This is a genomic window from Micrococcus sp. KRD077 (genome assembly GCF_017168505.1).
GTDB classification, from domain to species: domain Bacteria; phylum Actinomycetota; class Actinomycetes; order Actinomycetales; family Micrococcaceae; genus Micrococcus; species Micrococcus luteus.
Genome location: NZ_JABFAZ010000007.1, coordinates 14,843 through 32,215, shown reverse-complemented (window position 1 = coordinate 32,215; position 17,373 = coordinate 14,843). Strand labels below are relative to the sequence as shown.

Annotated in this window: 14 protein-coding genes and 1 pseudogene; 3 read left to right on the top strand and 12 right to left on the bottom strand. The window is 73.0% G+C overall.

The features are described 5' to 3' along the window. Nucleotides 1-16 precede the first annotated feature (16 nt). The 6 genes and pseudogenes from J1M39_RS02170 to coaE (J1M39_RS02145) form a co-directional block, all read right to left on the bottom strand. Nucleotides 17-856 (bottom strand): annotated as a pseudogene (locus tag J1M39_RS02170) (TerC/Alx family metal homeostasis membrane protein); the annotation flags it as partial. A 49-nt stretch (nt 857-905) separates the two neighbouring features. Then, nucleotides 906-1,715 (bottom strand): hypothetical protein, encoded by an 810-nt coding sequence (locus J1M39_RS02165; RefSeq protein ID WP_159228125.1) that lies wholly within the window; start codon nt 1,713-1,715, stop codon nt 906-908. Then, nucleotides 1,712-2,350, bottom strand: a complete 639-nt coding sequence (locus tag J1M39_RS02160) for a SatD family protein (protein ID WP_036315325.1) — start codon at nt 2,348-2,350, stop codon at nt 1,712-1,714. The genes J1M39_RS02165 and J1M39_RS02160 overlap by 4 nt, the downstream gene beginning before the upstream one ends. 77 nt (nt 2,351-2,427) lie before the next feature. Next, complete coding sequence (gene uvrB, locus J1M39_RS02155; protein WP_036315328.1) at nt 2,428-4,557, bottom strand: excinuclease ABC subunit UvrB; 2,130 nt, start codon at nt 4,555-4,557, stop codon at nt 2,428-2,430. Nucleotides 4,558-4,594: 37 nt separating this feature from the next. Further along, complete coding sequence (coaE, locus tag J1M39_RS02150; protein ID WP_036315330.1) at nt 4,595-5,242, bottom strand: dephospho-CoA kinase; 648 nt, start codon at nt 5,240-5,242, stop codon at nt 4,595-4,597. After that, nucleotides 5,239-7,608, bottom strand: coding sequence for a dephospho-CoA kinase (gene coaE, locus J1M39_RS02145; protein ID WP_041102705.1), 2,370 nt, complete (start codon nt 7,606-7,608; stop codon nt 5,239-5,241). Before coaE (J1M39_RS02145) ends, coaE (J1M39_RS02150) begins: the two co-directional genes overlap by 4 nt. 154 nt (nt 7,609-7,762) lie before the next feature. On the opposite strand from coaE (J1M39_RS02145), the gene J1M39_RS02140 reads away from it, so the two are divergent. Beyond that, a complete protein-coding gene (locus J1M39_RS02140) occupies nt 7,763-8,464 on the top strand; it encodes an IMPACT family protein (protein WP_036315334.1) in 702 nt (233 codons plus the stop codon). A 669-nt stretch (nt 8,465-9,133) separates the two neighbouring features. Further along, entirely contained in the window at nt 9,134-9,673 is a 540-nt protein-coding gene (locus tag J1M39_RS12210; RefSeq protein ID WP_342356358.1) for a class I SAM-dependent methyltransferase, read from the top strand. A 135-nt stretch (nt 9,674-9,808) separates the two neighbouring features. Here J1M39_RS12210 and rpsA read toward each other — a convergent pair whose 3' ends face one another. The 3 genes from rpsA to polA form a co-directional block, all read right to left on the bottom strand. Continuing rightward, nucleotides 9,809-11,266 carry a 30S ribosomal protein S1 gene (rpsA, locus tag J1M39_RS02130; protein WP_036315338.1) on the bottom strand — a complete coding sequence of 486 codons (1,458 nt, stop codon included), beginning with the start codon at nt 11,264-11,266 and terminating at the stop codon, nt 9,809-9,811. Between the two features lie 142 nt (nt 11,267-11,408). Then, nucleotides 11,409-12,782, bottom strand: coding sequence for a GNAT family N-acetyltransferase (locus J1M39_RS02125; RefSeq protein WP_159228126.1), 1,374 nt, complete (start codon nt 12,780-12,782; stop codon nt 11,409-11,411). Beyond that, nucleotides 12,766-15,579 carry a DNA polymerase I gene (gene polA, locus J1M39_RS02120; protein ID WP_063189269.1) on the bottom strand — a complete coding sequence of 938 codons (2,814 nt, stop codon included), beginning with the start codon at nt 15,577-15,579 and terminating at the stop codon, nt 12,766-12,768. The genes J1M39_RS02125 and polA overlap by 17 nt, the downstream gene beginning before the upstream one ends. Before the next feature lie 67 nt (nt 15,580-15,646). Here polA and J1M39_RS02115 point away from each other — a divergent pair, with 67 nt between their 5' ends. Then, entirely contained in the window at nt 15,647-16,168 is a 522-nt protein-coding gene (locus J1M39_RS02115; protein ID WP_036315345.1) for a PaaI family thioesterase, read from the top strand. 60 nt (nt 16,169-16,228) lie between these two features. On the opposite strand, the gene J1M39_RS02110 is transcribed toward J1M39_RS02115, so the two are convergent. The 3 genes from J1M39_RS02110 to J1M39_RS02100 are packed head-to-tail and all read right to left on the bottom strand — an operon-like array spanning nt 16,229 to nt 17,335. After that, on the bottom strand, nt 16,229-16,606 hold the full coding sequence (locus tag J1M39_RS02110; protein ID WP_036315347.1) for a cation:proton antiporter: 378 nt from the start codon (nt 16,604-16,606) through the stop codon (nt 16,229-16,231). A 13-nt stretch (nt 16,607-16,619) separates the two neighbouring features. Beyond that, complete coding sequence (locus tag J1M39_RS02105) at nt 16,620-16,904, bottom strand: monovalent cation/H+ antiporter complex subunit F (RefSeq protein ID WP_010078747.1); 285 nt, start codon at nt 16,902-16,904, stop codon at nt 16,620-16,622. After that, entirely contained in the window at nt 16,901-17,335 is a 435-nt protein-coding gene (locus J1M39_RS02100; protein ID WP_010078748.1) for a Na+/H+ antiporter subunit E, read from the bottom strand. Before J1M39_RS02100 ends, J1M39_RS02105 begins: the two co-directional genes overlap by 4 nt. Nucleotides 17,336-17,373 lie beyond the last annotated feature (38 nt).

Sequence of the window (17,373 nt, the reverse complement as noted above, 5' to 3'; positions counted from 1 at the left end):
GGGTCACCTCTCGGCGTCAGGGGTCAGGACGGTGCCGCAAGTCTCTCCGCCCGCCGCGGCCGCGGCCCGGGCCCCTGTGTCCGGCCGGCGGCGCGCTCTCGGCGGCCGCGGCGTGCTGACGTCCACAGTGTTCGGGATACTCCCCTACGTCGCCGGTCAGTCTACCCGGTCGCACGACGACGCCCCGACCCGCGGCGGGCGGAGCGGGGCGTCGTCGGGCCCGCTGGCGCAGGCCCATGAGGGCGAAGATATTGGCGGTCAGGACGATGAACCAGTTCTGGGTGAGGCCGAAGATCGCCGGGATGGAGTCCACCGCGAACATCACGTCCGTCAGGCCGATCGTGATGAACACGACCACCATGGGGGTGAACATGCGCCGGCCGTCCACGGTGGTGCGCAGTCGGTTGCCGTCGTAGTCCGGCGCCACGTTGAGGCGGCGGGTCAGGCGGGCCACGACGCCCGGCTCGGACTCCTCGTCCCCGCCGTCGTCCTTGAGCTGCTGCCAGGCGGTCCAGAGCAGGAAGGCGCCGAAGATGTAGAACTCCCACGTCAGGTGCTCGATGGCGACGGCGCCGACCGCGATGAACACCGCGCGGGCGATCAGCGCGATGATGATGCCCACCATCAGCACCTCCTGCTGGTAGCGGCGGGGCACCTGGAACTTGGCCATGATGATGAGGAACACGAACAGGTTGTCCACGCTGAGGCTGTACTCGGTGACCCAGCCGGCGAGGAACTCGGTGCCGTGCTGCGCATCGCCCAGGGCGAAGAGCAGCCCCGCGAAGACCAGCGCCAGCGCCACGTAGAACCCGATCCACAGGCCGGCCTCCTTCATGGAGGGCTCGTGGGGGCCGCGCCAGTCTAGACGGGTGCGGTCCCGCGCGCGGATGCGGGTGGGCCCGGTCTCAGGCTGCGCCGGGGGCGGTCAAGCCGAGGGCGAGCCAGACGACGACGGCGCCGGCGGCGGCCAGGCCCCAGCTGGCGAGGGAGCCGATGAGGAACTCCTCCGCGCGCGAGCCGGCTCCGCGGTCCGCCGAGATCTCCGGGAAGCGCACGATGCCCTTGGCCGCCATCAGGGCCGCGATCACCGGATAGGCCTGCGCGAGCCCCAGGACGACCATGAGCAGTCGCTCCATGGGCCCGATGTAGCGACCGCCGCGCAGGCCGTCGGCCGCGGGGTCCGTGGGCGCGGCGGACGGCACGGTCGTGGGCTCCGCCGCGGGGTCCGTGGGCGCGGCGGACGGCACGGTCGTGGGCTCCGCCGCGGGGTCCTCCGCCTCCTCGTCGCCCCCGTCGGCGGACCGGCCCGCCAGGGCGAGGACCGCGCGGGTGACCCGGTTGCCGGTCTCGGTCAGCGCCACCGTCACCGCCAGCAGCGTGAGTGCCGGGGGCGCGGAGCGCAGACCCGCGGGCGCCAGGGTCGACTCGAGCACGGCCACCAGGCCGACCGCGGCCGCCACCGCGACCACCCCGAGCGGCCGGTCCGGGTGCAGCCACGTCCAGCCCATCAGCAGGCCGAGGGCCACCAGGCCGCCGCCCACCGCGACGGAGATGCCGGTCGGCGCCAGGACGGCCACCAGCACCGCGGCGAGGACGGCGGCCACCGCCGCGCCGGCCCGGGCCAGCCACCGCCGCCGGGGGGTGGGCCAGGCGCCGGGCAGGACGGCGTCGAGCAGGTCGTGCAGCCCCAGCGCGAGCAGGGCGAGGGCGGTCACGGCGCGACCTCCGTCGCCGCGGCGGCGAGCTCGGCGTCCAGCTCGAGCAGCCGGTCGATCCCGGACCGCGCGACGGCCTGTGACACCGCGGACTGCGTGATCCGCTCCGCCCGTGCCGCCTCCGCCTGGGTCGCCCCGCCCAGCAGGGCGGCGGCGATTCGGCGTTCGCGGGCCTTGAGCCGGCCGAGGACATGGTCGCGCAGCAGGACGAGCCCGTCCACGGCGGCGGTGAGGGACGGGTCCGCGGCGCGGAAGGCGGTCGCGGCTCCGACAGCCCGCTCATGCGCGCGCTCGACGGCCTCGCGGGCCCGATACCAGGCCGGTCCGTCCTCGATGCCGTCTCCGCCGGCGTCCAGGGCCCGCCGCTGCCCCAGGCCGATCCCGAAGCGCAGGTCCAGGCCCGGGGGCAGGGCGAGCGTGACGCGGACGGTCAGCCGGAGCGCGTCCGGCCAGGTGCGGTGCAGCGCCTGGAACTCGTCGCCGACGCTGGCCCAGGCGGGACGCAGCGGCGGGACGTCCTGTTCCGCGGCCGCGAAGGCGGCCAGGATCTGCTCCTGCGCGCGGTCCCGGTCCGGGAGGGCGCGGGAGCCGACGATGTCCGCGATCACGGCCGCGACCGGGGGTGCTGCGCTCATGGCGTCACACTATCACTGATATGAAGATATTCATCAGTGTTTTCATAACACCCCGGGGCGCGGAACGCGCCGGGCGGTCACTGCTCCCGCTTCATCTGCCGCAGCTCCTTCTTGAGCTCGCCGACCTCATCGCGCAGGCGGGCCGCGAGCTCGAACTGCAGGTCCGCCGCCGCCTGGTGCATCTGCTGCGACATCTGCTCGATCAGATCGGCCAGGTCCTTGGCGGGCAGCGACGCCGGGTCCACCGCCGGGGCCTCGGCACCCTCCCCCGTGGCCGGGGCCCGGTCCAGTGAGCTGAGGCCGCGGTGGCCCATGCCGAAGTCGAACCCGGACTTCACGCCCCCCATGCCCTTGAGGAAGTCGGCGGTGTCCGCGTCCTCCCGGGCCAGCTGGTCCGTGATGTCCGCGATGCGCTTGCGCAGCGGCTGGGGGTCGATCCCGTGCTCCTCGTTGTACGCGATCTGCACGGCCCGGCGCCGCTCGGTCTCGTCGATCGCCCGCCGCATGGAGTCCGTGACGTTGTCGGCGTACATGTGGACCTCGCCGGAGACGTTGCGGGCGGCGCGGCCGATGGTCTGGATGAGGGAGGTGGTGGAGCGCAGGAAGCCCTCCTTGTCCGCGTCCAGGATCGCCACGAGCGAGACCTCGGGCAGGTCCAGGCCCTCGCGCAGCAGGTTGATGCCCACCAGCACGTCGAAGGTGCCCTTGCGCAGCTCCCGCAGCAGCTCCACGCGGCGCAGCGTGTCCACATCCGAGTGGAGGTACTCGACCTTCACCCCCGCCTCGAGCAGGTAGTCCGTGAGGTCCTCGGCCATGCGCTTGGTCAGCGTGGTCACCAGGACGCGCTCGTCCTTGGCCGTGCGCACCCGGATCTGCTCGAGCAGGTCGTCGATCTGGCCCTCGGTCGGCTTGACCACCACCTGCGGGTCCACCAGCCCGGTGGGCCGGATGATCTGCTCGACGTAGCCGTCCGCCTGGCCGAGCTCGTAGGCGCCCGGCGTCGCGGAGAGGTACACGGTCTGCCCGATCCGTTCGAGGAACTCATCCCACTTCAGCGGGCGGTTGTCCATGGCCGAGGGCAGGCGGAAGCCGTGCTCCACGAGGGTGCGCTTGCGGGACATGTCCCCCTCGTACATCGCGCCGATCTGCGGGATGGTCACGTGGGACTCGTCCACCACGAGCAGGAAGTCGTCCGGGAAGTAGTCCAGCAGGCAGTGCGGGGCGGAGCCGGCGGGACGGCCGTCGATGTGGCGCGAGTAGTTCTCGATGCCGTTGCAGTAGCCCATCTGCTGCATCATCTCGAGGTCGTACGTGGTGCGCATGCGCAGCCGCTGCGCCTCGAGGAGCCTGTCCTGGGACTCCAGCTCCTGCAGCCGCTCCCGCAGCTCGTCCTCGATGGTGGTGATCGCCCGGCCCATGCGCTCGTCGCCGGCCACGTAGTGCGAGGCCGGGAAGATGTACATCTCCTCCTCCTCGCGCACCACCTGGCCGGTGAGCGGGTGCAGGGTCTGGATGGACTCGATCTCGTCCCCGAAGAACTCGATGCGCACCGCGAGCTCCTCGTACATGGGGATGATCTCCACGGTGTCCCCCCGCACCCGGAAGGTGCCGCGGTGGAAGTCGACGTCGTTGCGCACGTACTGCATCTGCACGAACCGCCGCAGGAGCACGTCCCGGTCCATCTCCGCACCGCGGCGCAGGGTGACCATCTGCTCGATGTACTCCTCGGGCGTGCCGAGGCCGTAGATGCAGGAGACGGTGGCCACCACGATCACGTCCCGCCGGGTCAGCAGCGCGTTCGTGGCCGAGTGGCGCAGCCGCTCGACCTCCTCGTTGATGGAGGAGTCCTTCTCGATGAAGGTGTCCGTCTGCGGGACGTACGCCTCGGGCTGGTAGTAGTCGTAGTAGGAGACGAAGTACTCGACCGCGTTGTTGGGCAGCAGCTCCCGGAACTCGTTGGCCAGCTGCGCCGCGAGCGTCTTGTTCTGCACCATCACCAGCGTGGGCCGCTGGAGGCGCTCGACGAGCCACGCCGTCGTCGCCGACTTGCCCGTGCCGGTGGCGCCCATCAGGACGACGTCCTTCTCCCCCGCCTCCACGCGCTCGGCGAGCTCGGCGATGGCCTTCGGCTGGTCACCGGAGGGCTGGTAGGGGGAGATGACCTCGAACGGGGCGACGACGCGGTTGATCTTCTGGGCCAGGCTCATGGCAGAACCCTACGTCGCGCCCCGGACACCCCGGCGGTCAGTCCGCCGAGGGCTCAGCCGCGCCGGGGGCGAGGAACCGGTCCCACACCTGGTTCGCCACGGACGCGAGCCGCTCGAGGTCGGCGTCGTTGACGATGACCACGTCCGCGACGGCGCGCCGCTGCTCGTCCGTGGCCTGGGCCGCGATCCGCGCCTCGGCGTCCGCGCGGCTCATGCCGCGGTCCTCCACCATCCGGCGCAGGCGCTCCTCGAGCGGGGCCTCCACCACGATCACGAGGTCGAACGCGTCCGCCTGCCCGGTCTCCACCAGCAGCGGCACGTCCTGGACCACGACGGCGTCCGGCCCGGCCTCGGCGACGATGCGCCGGGCCGCAGCCCGGATCCGGGGGTGCACGATGCGGTTCAGGCGCTGTCGGGCGCCCTCGTCCCCGAAGACGATGCGGGCCATCTCGACGCGGTCGAGCTCACCGTCCGCGGTGATGACGCGGTCCCCGAACTCGTCCTGGACGGCGGCCAGCCCGTCGGTGCCCTTCTCGAGGACCAGCCGGGCGAGGGCGTCCGAGTCCACCAGGAGCGCGCCACGCTCCTGCAGGACACGGGCCACCGCGGACTTGCCGGCGGCGATCCCGCCGGTCAGGCCCACATGGACGCGCGGCCGTTCGGCCACCGGGTCGGTCTCGGTCATACGCGCTCTCCTCGGGCGGCCTCGAGCTGAGGCTGGATCTTGGCCTCCCAGTATGCCCGGACGGCCTCCTGCAGGTCCTCGAGCGAGCCGTCGTTCTCGATCACGGTGTCCGCGATCTCGGCCCGCTCCTCGTCCGCCGCCTCCTCGTCGATGAAGGCCCAGGCCCGCTCGCGGGTCATGTCGTGGGACTCCATGAGCCGGGCGACGCGCACCTCGGCGGGAGCGGAGACGGCCAGCACCTGGTCGAAGTCCTGTCCGGAGCCGGTCTCGGCCAGCAGGGCCAGGTCGACCACCAGCACGGAGTCCTCGCCGATCTCGCGGGCCCGGCGGTTCGCCTCGTCGCGCACCGCCGGGGAGACGATCTCGTACATGCGCGTCCGGGCGGTCGAGCTCTCGGTGGTGAGCCGGTTGAGGGTGCGCGCGTCCAGGGTGCCGTCCGCGCGGACGATGTCCTCGCCGAAGACCGAGCGGAGCTCCTCGAGCACGGGGTTGCCGGGCACGAGGATCTCCCCCATCAGGTCGTCGAACTCCACGACGACGGCGCCCAGCCGCTCGAGCTCCGCGCCGACCTCGGTGCGGCCCGCGGCGATGCCGCCGGTCAGGCCGACGGTGACGAGGGCCTTGGCCGCGTCGATGCGCTGCTGGTGCCACGTCTTCGGGGTGTGCGTGTCGTTCTCCGGCTCGGTGCCGACCTCGAACTCGGGGCGGATCACGAAGTCCGAGACGTCCACGCCGTCCTCGGTGGCGCGGCGGCGGTACTCCTCGACCGGCAGCACCTGCTTCCACTGGCGGGTCCGCATGGGCCGCGCGGCACCCGCGTCCTCGCGCAGGGCCTGCAGCAGCAGTGCGGCCTGCGTGACGGTGATGAGCAGGATGGGCAGGCCGATCACGATGATGACCTCCTGCAGCGCCGCCAGGCCGTTCTCGCCCGCGGTGAGGATGATGGCCGCGCAGACCGCGCCGATGGACACGGCCCAGAACACGGACTGGCGGCGGGGCGCGGCATCCTCGTGGCCATTGGCCATCGCGTCCATCACGAGCGCGCCCGAGTCGATCGAGGTGATGAAGAACAGCGTGATGACCACGAGCGCCACGACCGCGGCCACCGTGTAGAGCGGCGTGCCCTGCAGGTGCTGGAACAGGGCGGCCTGGACGTTGCCGTCGGTGACGATCGTCTGCGTGAGGTCACCGCCCTGGCCCGGCGCCGGCGCGGTGGCGCGGTCCGACTGGAACGCGGAGTAGCCGTAGATGCCCATCCAGATGATGACGAACGCCGTGGGCAGGCCGAGGCCGGCCATGATGAAGGAGCGGATGGTGCGGCCGCGTGAGATGCGGGCGAAGAACATCCCCACGAAGGGCGCCCACGTCACGGTCCAGGCCCAGTAGAAAACGGTCCAGTCACCGGACCACTGGCCCGAGTTGTACGTGTCGTTGTAGGTGGAGAGCACGGGCAGCATGGAGGCGTACTCGCCGATCGCCTGCACGGTGCCGCGGATGACGTCCATGCTGGAGACGGCCCACATCAGGACGTACACGAGCAGGGCGATCGCCAGCAGGATGTTGGCGTAGGACAGCCGCTTGACGCCCTTGTCCATGCCGACCAGCACGGAGGCCGTGCCCACGGCGGTGACGACGGCCAGGATGAGCGCCTGGACCCAGCCGGCCACGGGGGTGCCCAGCACGTAGTTCATGCCCGCGTTGATCTGCAGGGCGCCCAGGCCCACGGACACGCCGAGGCCGAACACGGTGGAGACCACGGCGATGATGTCGATCGTCTTGCCGATGGGGCCGTGGATGCGATCGCCGAGGAGGGGCTGGAAGGCGGAGGACACGCGCGGGGGCAGCTTGCGCTTGTACGTGAAGTAGCCGAAGCACAGGCCCGGGACGAGCAGGATCGCCCACATGTGGATGCCGAAGTGGAAGTTCGCGATCGCCATGGCCTCCGAGGCCGCGCGGTCGGAGAACGGCTCCGTCCCCGCCATGGGCGGGTTGGCGTAGTGGTTCATCGGCTCCGCGATGCCCCAGAACATCAGCACCGCGCCGACGCCGGCGGCGAACATCATGCCGAACCAGGTCAGGCCGGAGTACTCCGGCACCGCGTCGTCGTCGCCGAGCTTGACCCGGCCGTACCGGGTCACGGCGAGGATGAACAGGAACGCCACCAGCAGGGTCAGGCTGAGGGTGTAGATCCAGCCGACGTCGTAGCGCAGCCAGCTCGAGACCACGCCGAAGGCCGCCTGGACCGGGCCAGGGAACAGGCCCATCGCGGCGGTGAAGAGCACGACCGCGGCGGCCGAGCCGAAGAAGATCGCCGGACTCGTGCGGAGCCCCAACGTGTCGTGCAGGCGAGTGAGCGGGGAAGTCATGAGTCTCCCGGGACAGGGTCATGGGAGGCCCGCGGCGGCACGCGTGCTCGCTCACCGGTGGGCCGGTGCCGGGTGGCACGGTCTTCCACTGTACCGAAGCTCACGTCGGGGCTCGACGGCGTGCCCGTCCTCGGCCAGCCCCTAGGGTGGGGTCATGCCCGATCCCGCCCCCGCCCCGACCGCGCGCTGCACGGTCCTGCCGGCGTCCGCCCGCGACCCCGACGGCTGGCTGGAACGGGAGGTGGAGATCCGCCGCAGCCGCTTCCTCACCTACCTCGGGCGCGTCGAGGACGAGGCGCAGGCGCGCGAGATGGTCGCCGTCCTGCGGCGCCGGCACCACGACGCGCGGCACGTGTGCAGCGCGTTCGTCCTCGGCCCCGCCCGGGACCGGATGCGCTCCAGCGACGACGGCGAGCCCGCCGGCACGGCCGGCGTCCCCATGCTCGAGGCCGTCCTCCAGCGCGAGACCGCGCCGGGCCGGACCGACCTGACGGACGTGTGCGCCGTCGTCGTGCGCTGGTTCGGGGGGATCAAGCTGGGCGCCGGGGGCCTGGTGCGCGCCTACTCGGACTCGGTGTCCGGGGCACTCGACGCCGCCCCGCTGCGCACCCGCTCCCGGCTGGCCCTGCTCGCGGTGGAGGCGCCCCACACCGACGCCGGCCGGTGGGAGAACGAGCTGCGCGCGGCGGGCGTGTCCGTGCTGGAGGCGAGCTACGGCGCCGCGGGGGTCCGCCTGACGGTCGGCGTGCCGGACACCGAGGAGGCCCGCGCGGCGTTCGCGGCGCGGCTCGCGGACGTCACGGCCGGCGCGGGGCATGCGGAGCGGATCGGAGAGGACTGGGTGGACCATGAGTGAACCGCTGCCCCGGGGGGTCACCCCCGATGTCGCCCGTGGCGGGCTGCCGGACGACCTCACCGCGGGCGTGGACTTCGCGGCGCTGGATCGGTGGCCGCTGCCGACCGAGCCCGACCGCCAGGCCCACGACGCGGCGGACCTGCTCCTGCTCGACACCCTGGCCGGGTGGATCGCGAGCGGGCACGTCCCCGGCCCGGTGGCCGTCCTGGAGGACCGGCACGGCGCGCTGACCCTGCCCCTGCTCACGGCCGGCCACGACGTGCGGATCCACCAGGACGACGCCTCCGCCGAGCGCTCGCTGGACGCGAACCTCGCCGCGTGGCGCGCCGCCGGTCGCCTCGGCGGGGAGACGGGCGAGCTCGAGCGAACGGCCACGCCTGAGGAGGCGGCCCGGGGCGCCCGGACGGTCCTGCTGCCGCTGCCCCGCTCGCTCGACGAGCTCGACCGGCTGTCCCGGATCGTCGCAGCCGTGGCCGACCCCGGCGTGGTCCTGCTGGCCGGCGGCCGCGACAAGCACATGAGTCCGCGCATGAACGCGGTGCTCGGCGCGGCGTTCGAGGACGTCGTCGCCGGACGGGGACGCCGCAAGGCGCGCGTGCTCACGGCCCGGGGCCCGCGTCCCGGCGTGACCCCCGGCCGCCGGAGGAGGCCGACCGCGACGTCCCCGGCGTGGGGCGCCTGCACCTGGTGGCCCACGCCGGCACCTTCGGCGGAGCCGCCGCCGACCCGGGCTCCCGTCTGCTGCTCACCTCGCTCGCCGACGACCCGCGCCCGCCGGGGCGCCTCGTGGACCTGGGGTGCGGCAACGGGCTGCTCTCGGTCGGGGCGGCGCGGCTGTGGCCGCACGTCACCGTGCTGGCCACCGACCAGTCCGCCGTGGCGGTCGCCTCGACGCTCGCCACGGCCCGCGCGAACCGCGTGGCGGACCGCGTCCGGGCCGTGCGCGACGACGCCCTGACCACGTGGCCGGACGGGACGGAGGAGTGCGTGCTCCTGAATCCCCCGTTCCACGACGGCAACGCCGTGGACCCCTCCGTGGCCCACCGGCTGGTGGCGGCCGCGGCGCGGGTGCTGGAGCCGGGCGGCCGGCTGTGGTGCGTCTGGAACTCGCACCTGCGGTACCGGCCGGTGCTGGAGGACCTCGTCGGGCCGACCCGGCAGACGGCGCGCGACCGCACGTTCACCGTGACGGTCTCCGAGCGCCGCTGAGCGCGGCCGTCGGGTCCCGTCCGCTCCCCCACGGCCAGCCCCCCGGGACGCGACGACGCCCCGCCCCTCCGGAGGGAGGGACGGGGCGTCGGGTGCTCGGCGCGGGCCGTCAGGGACGGTCACGCACCGCGGCGATCAGTTGCCGGTGAGCTTCTCGCGCAGGGCGGCGAGGGCCTCGTCGGAGGCCAGGGTGCCTCCGTCCGAGGACGGGGCCTCGGAGGAGTAGGACGAGCCGCCCAGGCCCGCACCGGCGTCGGCGCCGGCGGTGGCCTCCTCCTGGAGGGAGCGGCGCACCTGCTCCTTGTGGGCCTCCCAGCGGGCCTGAGCGTCGGCGTACTGCTGCTCCCAGGCGGCGCGCTCGGTCTCGAAGCCCTCCATCCACTCGTTGGTCTCGACGTCGAAGCCCTCGGGGTACTTGTAGTTGCCCTCCTCGTCGTACTCCGCGGCCATGCCGTAGAGCGCCGGGTCGAACTCGGTGCCCTCGGGGTCCACGCCCTCGTTGGCCTGCTTGAGGGACAGGGAGATGCGGCGACGCTCGAGGTCGATGTCGATGACCTTGACGAACAGCTCGTCGTTGACCGACACGACCTGCTCGGCGGTGTCGATGTGGCGCGAGGCCAGCTCCGAGATGTGCACGAGGCCCTCGATGCCGTCCTCCACGCGGACGAACGCACCGAACGGCACGAGCTTGGTGACCTTGCCCGGCACGACCTGGCCGAGGGCGTGGGTGCGGGCGAAGAGCTGCCACGGGTCCTCCTGGGTCGCCTTCAGCGACAGGGAGACACGCTCGCGGTCCATGTCCACCTCGAGGACCTCGACGGTGACCTCCTGGCCCACCTCGACGACCTCGGACGGGTGGTCGATGTGCTTCCAGGACAGCTCGGAGACGTGCACGAGGCCGTCCACGCCGCCCAGGTCCACGAAGGCGCCGAAGTTGACGATGGAGGACACGGTGCCGTTGCGGACCTGGCCCTTCTCCAGCTTGTGGAGGAAGTTGGAGCGGACCTCGGACTGGGTCTGCTCGAGCCAGGCGCGGCGGGACAGGACCACGTTGTTGCGGTTCTTGTCCAGCTCGATGATCTTCGCCTCGAGCTTCTGGCCGATGTAGGGGGCCAGGTCGCGCACGCGGCGCATCTCCACGAGGGAGGCCGGGAGGAAGCCGCGCAGGCCGATGTCGAGGATGAGGCCGCCCTTGACCACCTCGATGACGGTGCCCTCGACGACGCCGTCCTCCTCCTTGATCTTCTCGATGTCGCCCCAGGCGCGCTCGTACTGGGCGCGCTTCTTCGAGAGGATCAGGCGACCCTCCTTGTCCTCCTTGGTGAGGACCAGGGCCTCGACGGTGTCGCCCACGGCCACGACCTCGTCCGGGTCCACGTCGTGCTTGATGGACAGCTCGCGGGACGGGATGACGCCCTCGGTCTTGTAGCCGATGTCGAGCAGGACCTCGTCGCGGTCCACCTTGACGACGGTGCCCTCGACGAGGTCGCCATCGTTGAAGTACTTGATGGTCGCGTCGATGGCGGCGAGCAGGTCCTCGGCAGAGCCGATGTCGTTGATGGCGACCTGCGGGGCGTTGGAAGTGGTGGTCATGTAGGAGGGACTCCGTTGGGATCGGGGGTCACGTCGGGATCGATGCCGCCGGTGGGCGGCATCCGGGCACCAGAGGGGCCCCACCCGGCGTGGGTCGTGATGGACATGTATCAAACGCGCACGAATGTGCTCGTCCAGCGTATCAGAAGCCGACGAGGGTGTGCAGGGGTCGGCTGGGTCGCACAAGCCCGTCGAACGCCTCCGCCGCGCCGGCCCGCAGCTCCGCCACGACACCGGCCTCCGCCAGCACCGCGGCGCCGGCCCCGCGGGAGTGCCCGCCGAGCCAGAGCGCGGAGAACCGGGCCGCGTCGAGCCGGAGTCCCGCGCCCAGGCCCACGGCGTCGGCCGCGGGGCCCAACCGCTCGGCGGCGCCGCGCCCCTGGCGGACGGTGAGCCGCCACGTCCCGTCGATCGCGCCGAGCGCGTCCTCGACGGCGACGACGACCTCCCCGTCGCCCGCCCAGCCACGGGCCGCCATGGCGGCGGGCAGGTTCAGGACCCGCAGGTACAGGTCGTCGGAGCCGCGGTGCCGACTCACCCGCCGCTCGTCGACGAAGAGCGCCTCGAGCCAACCGGGCTCGGGCGCGCGGCCCCACTCGATCCGCTCGACCAGGTCCAGTCGGGCCAGGTGGTGGACGAGCCCGCGCCGCGCGTCGGCGGTCGCCGCGAGGAACGCGGTGACGGTGATCGTGGGCGGCTCCTTATCCCAGCCCTCGAACCGATACAGCGCGACGCCCTGGACCCGCCCGTCGTCGTCGCGGTGGACCGCCGCGTACAGCCCCGAGCCGCGCCCCTCGTTCCGACTCGCCTCGCGGTCCTCCCAGCGATGCACGCTGAACGAGGTCCGCTGGACCGAGCCCGGGGTGGCCGGCAGCACCCGCCCGTACAGCTCGTCCACGAGGCCGGGGATCTCGCGCGGCTCCTCGACCGTGACCCGCCCGCCGGCCGGGGCGCCCGTGAACGCGGGGGCGCCCGAGACGTCGATCCGCACGGCGTGCCACCGGGTGGCGGCCCCGAAGCCGAAGCGGCCGTAGATGGCGGCCTCGGTCGCGGTCAGGGCGGCCGCGCACAGGCCGGCGTCGCGGGCGTCCGCGAGGGACCTGAGCATCATGGCCCGCAGCACGCCGCGCCGGCGGGCGTCCGGCGAGACGGTCACGTCGGTGATCAGCCACGCGTCGACGGTGCGGCCGGGCCACGTGGTCAGCGGCTGCACGAAGTCCTCGAAGGTGGCGGCGGGGCGGCGGGCCGCCGGGTCGTCCCCCGGCGCGTAGACGCCGAGCCGGCGCCGTCCGTCGGCCGCGTGGGCCTCGAGCTGCTGGCGGAGCGCGGCGCCCGTGGGCACCGTCTCGTAGAAGCCCCGTTCGACCGCGGCCACGAAGTGCGATGCGGCGGGGTCCTCGGGCCCGAGGACCCCGAGGTCGCGCAGCGCGAGGCCGTGCTCGCCGAGCCGGGCCTCGGCGGCGTCGGCCAGCCGCCGCAGCGACGGACCCTCCGGCGCGTCAGTGCGCGGCGTCATGCCAGCTCCTTCCCCGGCCCACGTGCACGTCGAGCGGCACGGAGAGCTCGGCGGCCCGGCCCATCCGCTCCTTCAGGAGCGCCGTGGCCTTCTCGAGCTCGGCGGCCGGGACCTCGAGGATGAGCTCGTCGTGGACCTGCAGCAGCAGGCGCGAGGCCAGCCCGTGCTCCTCGAGGCCGGCCTGCACGTCGAGCATCGCGCGCTTGATGATGTCCGCGGCCGAGCCCTGGATGGGGGCGTTCAGCGCGGCGCGCTCGGCCATGTCCCGCAGCTGACGGTTGTCCGAGCTGAGGTCCGGCAGGTAGCGACGGCGCCCCTCGATCGTCGAGGTGTACCCGTCCTGCCGGGCCTGTGCGACGACGTCGCGCAGGTAGTCGCGCACGCCGCCGAAGCGGTCGAAGTAGCCCTTCATGAGGCCGCGCGCCTCGTCCACCGAGATCTTCAGCTGCTTGGACAGCCCGAAGGAGGACAGCCCGTAGGCCAGGCCGTAGCTCATCGCCTTCACCTTGGCGCGCTGCTCGGCGGTGACGTCGTCCGGGTCCACCCCGAACACCTGCGAGCCGACGAACGAGTGCAGGTCCTCGCCCTCGCGGAAGGCCTGGATCAGCCCCTCGTCCTCGGACAGGTGCGCCATGATGCGCATCTCGATCTGGGAGTAGTCGGCCGAGAGCAGCACGGCCTGCTCCCCGGCCACCTCGTCCGCCACGAACACCTCACGGATGCGGCGGCCCGCCTCGGTGCGCACCGGGATGTTCTGGAGGTTCGGGTGCAGCGAGGACAGTCGGCCCGTGGCGGCGGCGGTCTGCGAGTAGGTGGTGTGGATGCGGTCGTCCGGGGCGACGGTCTCGAGCAGCCCCTCCACGGTCTGCCGGAGCTTCGTGGCGTCACGGTGGGCCATGAGGTTCTCGAGGAACGGGTGCCGGGTCTGCTCGAGCAGGTCCTGCAGCGAGTCCACGTCCGTGGAGTAGCCGGTCTTCGTCTTGCGCGTGCGCGGCATGTTGAGCCGCTCGAACAGCACCTCCTGCAGCTGCTTGGGCGAGCCGAGGTTGACCTGCATCCCGCCGGTCTCCTCCGCGACGGACGCCCACGCGGACTCCTTGGCGGCGTCGGCGGCGGCGGTGAAGTCCTCGCGCAGGCCGGTCAGGGCGTCGACGTCGACGGCGATGCCGGTCAGCTCCATCCGGGCGAGCAGCCGCGAGAGCGGGATCTCGAGCTCCTGCAGCAGCCGCTGGGCCCCGCGGTCGAGCACCTGGGGCGTGAACTGGGTGGAGAGACGGCGCACCACCCAGGCGGCCCGCACGGCGTCCGCGGCGCGGTCCGCGCGTTCGGCGGCGGCCTGCCCGCCGTCGAGGTCGAACGTCCCCTGCGCCCGCTGCTGCGCGGGCTCGCGCGGGGCGGTGAGGGGGGTGTGCAGATGCGCCTCCGCCAGCGCCTCGAGCGAGGTGTCCCGCCGGTCCGGCTGGATCAGGTAGGCCGAGAGCAGCACGTCGTCCACCACGCCGTCCAGGGCCGCGTCCGGGCCGAGCCCGTCGCCCTCGGTAGGCGCGGCCAGCGCCTTGAGCGTGCGCTTGAGGTCGTGCACGGCCTTGGCCAGCCCGCCCTCGCCCAGGGCCTCGCGCACGGCGGCCACCAGCGCCGGGTCCGGGGCGTCGCCGTCGAGGGTGACGTGCAGGCCCGCGTGCTCGCCCACCAGCGCGACGCCGACGGGCGTGCCGAACGTGCCGGGCACGGGCACCTTGCGGCGGGGCAGCAGGGCCGGGCCCTCGACGTCCACATGGACGCCGAGCAGGTTGCCGGCCTCTGCGGCCAGGAACGCACGCACGTCCTCGGCCGTCGTCGCCTCGGCGAACTCCGGGGCGGCCTCGACCTCGGGGGGCGGCGCGTCCTCGCCCACCCGCTCGCCGAACACCTCGAACACGCGCTCCCGGATGCGGTTGAACTGCAGCGCGTCGAACAGCTCCTCCACGGGCTCGCGCTCGGGCATCTCGAGCCGCATCGCCTCGAGCCCGATCGGCAGGTCGAGGTCGCGCACGAGGGCGTTGAGGCGGCGGTTGCGGCGCACGTCCTCGAGATGCTCGCGCAGCGCCTCCCCCTTCTTGCCCGTGATCTCGTGCGCGTGTGCGAGCACGCCGTCGAGGTCCCCGTACTGCTTCAGCCATTTCGCGGCGAACCCGGGACCGACGCCGGGCACGCCGGGCAGGTTGTCCGCGGCCTCGCCGACGAGGGCCGCGAGTTCGGGGTACTGGGCGGGGGCGACCCCGTACTTGGCCATGACGGCGTCCGCGTCCATCGGCGGGATGTCGGAGACGCCCTTCTTGGGGTAGAGCACGGTGGTGCGCTCGGAGATGAGCTGGAACGCGTCCCGGTCACCGGAGACGACGACGGCCTCCCACCCCGCCTCCTCGGCGCGCGCGGACAGAGTGGCCACGATGTCGTCGGCCTCGTAGCCCTCCAGCGTGAGCGTGGGGATGCCCAGGGCCTCCATGACCTTCACGGTCAGCTCGATCTGGCCCGCGAACTCCGCGGGCGTCTCGGAGCGGCCGGCCTTGTACTCACCGTACTCCTCGGAGCGGAACGTGGGCCCGGAGAGGTCGAACGCCACGGCCACGTGCGTGGGCCGCTGCTGCCGGATCATGGTCAGGAGCATGGCGGTGAAGCCGTACACGGCGTTCGTGTGCTGGCCCGTGTCCGTGGCGAAGTTCTCGGCGGGCAGCGCGTAGAACGCGCGGAACGCCATCGAGTGCCCGTCCAGGACCAGCAGCCGCTGCGGGGCCTCTGGGGTCGGATCTGCCGCCATGGGTGCTCACGTCTCCTCTCGGCGCGCGGCGCGGGGCGCGCCGGTCGCGTGTGCCAGCCTAGTGCTCATGAGTGAGCACACCGAGACCACCCCCGCCGCCTCCGAGCGCGTGTACCGCCCCGGCGTCACCCCCGAGCTGAGCCCCGCCGAGCTGGAGGCGGCCTGCGCCGAGGCCGGTCTGACGCCCGAGCTCGTCGCCGCCCTCGGCGGCGCGGCGATCAGCCCCCTGGCCCAGAAGATGGGTCTGCGCTTCCTCGAGCTCACGGCCGAGCGCGCCGTCGCCACCCTGCCCGTGGCGGGCAACGAGCAGCCCGTCGGGCTGCTGCACGGCGGCGCCCACCTCGTGCTCGCCGAGTCCCTGGGCTCGATGGCCGCGAAGATCCACGCCGGGCCGGACCGCAACGTCGTCGGGGTCGAGATCAGCGCCACGCACCACCGGGCCGTCCGCTCGGGCCTCGTGACCGGCACCGCGACCGCCGTCCACCTGGGCGGCACCCTCGTCACCCATGAGGTGGTGATGACGGACGAGCAGGGCCGGCGGCTCTCGACCGCCCGCATCACTAACCTGGTCCTGGCGCCGCGCCCCTGAGGCGGCACGGCCCGCCCCGGGAGACGGGACGGGCCGGTCCGACGCCGCGTGCGAGCGGTCTCAGACCTCGTCCGGCGCGCGGGGAGCGGGCTCGCCGTGCTCGCGCCCCGGGGTGTCCTCGGCGAGCTCGTCGTAGTGCCCGGGGTTCATGGGCACCCCGGTGAGGTAGGCCGAGCGGCCCAGGGCCATGGTGGCCACCGAGGCCGAGCCCAGCTGCAGCACCACGATCAGGGCCACCTTCACGAACGCGGCCACCCCCGGGGCCAGTAGCAGGGCGCCCACCACGATCAGGATCATCCCGACGCCGCCGGCGGTGCCCACGGCGGAGACGCGGGTGTAGGGGTCGGGGAACCGGATCAGACCGAGTCCCGCGGTGACGAACGCAAGGGCTCCGATCACCACGAGCACGGAGCCGGCGGCGGTCAGGACGACGTCCACGGGTGCGACCTCCTCAACGCTTGCCGCGCGTGAGCGCGCGGGCCAGGGACATGCCGGACAGGAAGGCCACGACCGCGGCGATCAGGACCAAGTCGAACGTCCACGGGTTGTCCGCCCGGACGCCGAACAGCACGAGCATCCCGAGCACGCTGAACGTGAGCAGGTCGCCCGAGACCGCGCGGTCCGCGTCGAGCGGGCCCACCACGATCCGGTACGCGGACACGAGCGCCGACACGGTCAGCAGCGCGATGGCCAGGTCGATCCCCACCAGGGACCAGTCGTAGGCGAAGGGCATCATGCCACCCCCGTCTTCCGCATCGCGTGGAGCATGCGCGCCTCCATGTCGTGGATCTCCGCGCGCAGGGCGTCGGCGTCGTCAGCGTACAGGCCGTGCACGTAGAGCAGGCGCCGCGCGTCCGGGTCACCGTCCTCGTCACCGACGGCGCCGGCACGCCGGGTGCCCAGCGTCAACGTGCCGGGCGTCAGGGTGATCAGCGCCGAGAGCAGGGTGACCTCGGCGTCCGTGCGGCAGTTGCTGCGCACGCGGGCGATGCCCGAGCGCGCCTGGACGCCGGGGGTGACGAGGTCCTTGATGACCGCCTTCGAAGAGGTCACCAGGGCCCACGCGTACCAGCACCAGAACACGAGCCACCGCCAAGGCCAGGACACGGCGGAGGCCGTGCCGGGCGCCAGGTCGACGGTCCCGTCGGCGGGGGCGACGGTGTGCATGGGGGCGTCTCCTTCCGGAGGCTGCGGGAGTGCGGTGC

Coding starts and splice junctions, on each gene's coding strand:
- J1M39_RS02160 (WP_036315325.1), bottom strand. CDS start 2,350: ATGAGCGCAGCACCCCCGGTCGCGGCCGTGATCGCGGACATCGTCGGC.
- uvrB (WP_036315328.1), bottom strand. CDS start 4,557: ATGAGCCTGGCCCAGAAGATCAACCGCGTCGTCGCCCCGTTCGAGGTC.
- coaE (WP_036315330.1), bottom strand. CDS start 5,242: ATGACCGAGACCGACCCGGTGGCCGAACGGCCGCGCGTCCATGTGGGC.
- coaE (WP_041102705.1), bottom strand. CDS start 7,608: ATGACTTCCCCGCTCACTCGCCTGCACGACACGTTGGGGCTCCGCACG.
- J1M39_RS02140 (WP_036315334.1), top strand. CDS start 7,763: ATGCCCGATCCCGCCCCCGCCCCGACCGCGCGCTGCACGGTCCTGCCG.
- rpsA (WP_036315338.1), bottom strand. CDS start 11,266: ATGACCACCACTTCCAACGCCCCGCAGGTCGCCATCAACGACATCGGC.
- J1M39_RS02125 (WP_159228126.1), bottom strand. CDS start 12,782: ATGACGCCGCGCACTGACGCGCCGGAGGGTCCGTCGCTGCGGCGGCTG.
- polA (WP_063189269.1), bottom strand. CDS start 15,579: ATGGCGGCAGATCCGACCCCAGAGGCCCCGCAGCGGCTGCTGGTCCTG.
- J1M39_RS02115 (WP_036315345.1), top strand. CDS start 15,647: ATGAGTGAGCACACCGAGACCACCCCCGCCGCCTCCGAGCGCGTGTAC.
- J1M39_RS02105 (WP_010078747.1), bottom strand. CDS start 16,904: ATGATGCCCTTCGCCTACGACTGGTCCCTGGTGGGGATCGACCTGGCC.
- J1M39_RS02100 (WP_010078748.1), bottom strand. CDS start 17,335: ATGCACACCGTCGCCCCCGCCGACGGGACCGTCGACCTGGCGCCCGGC.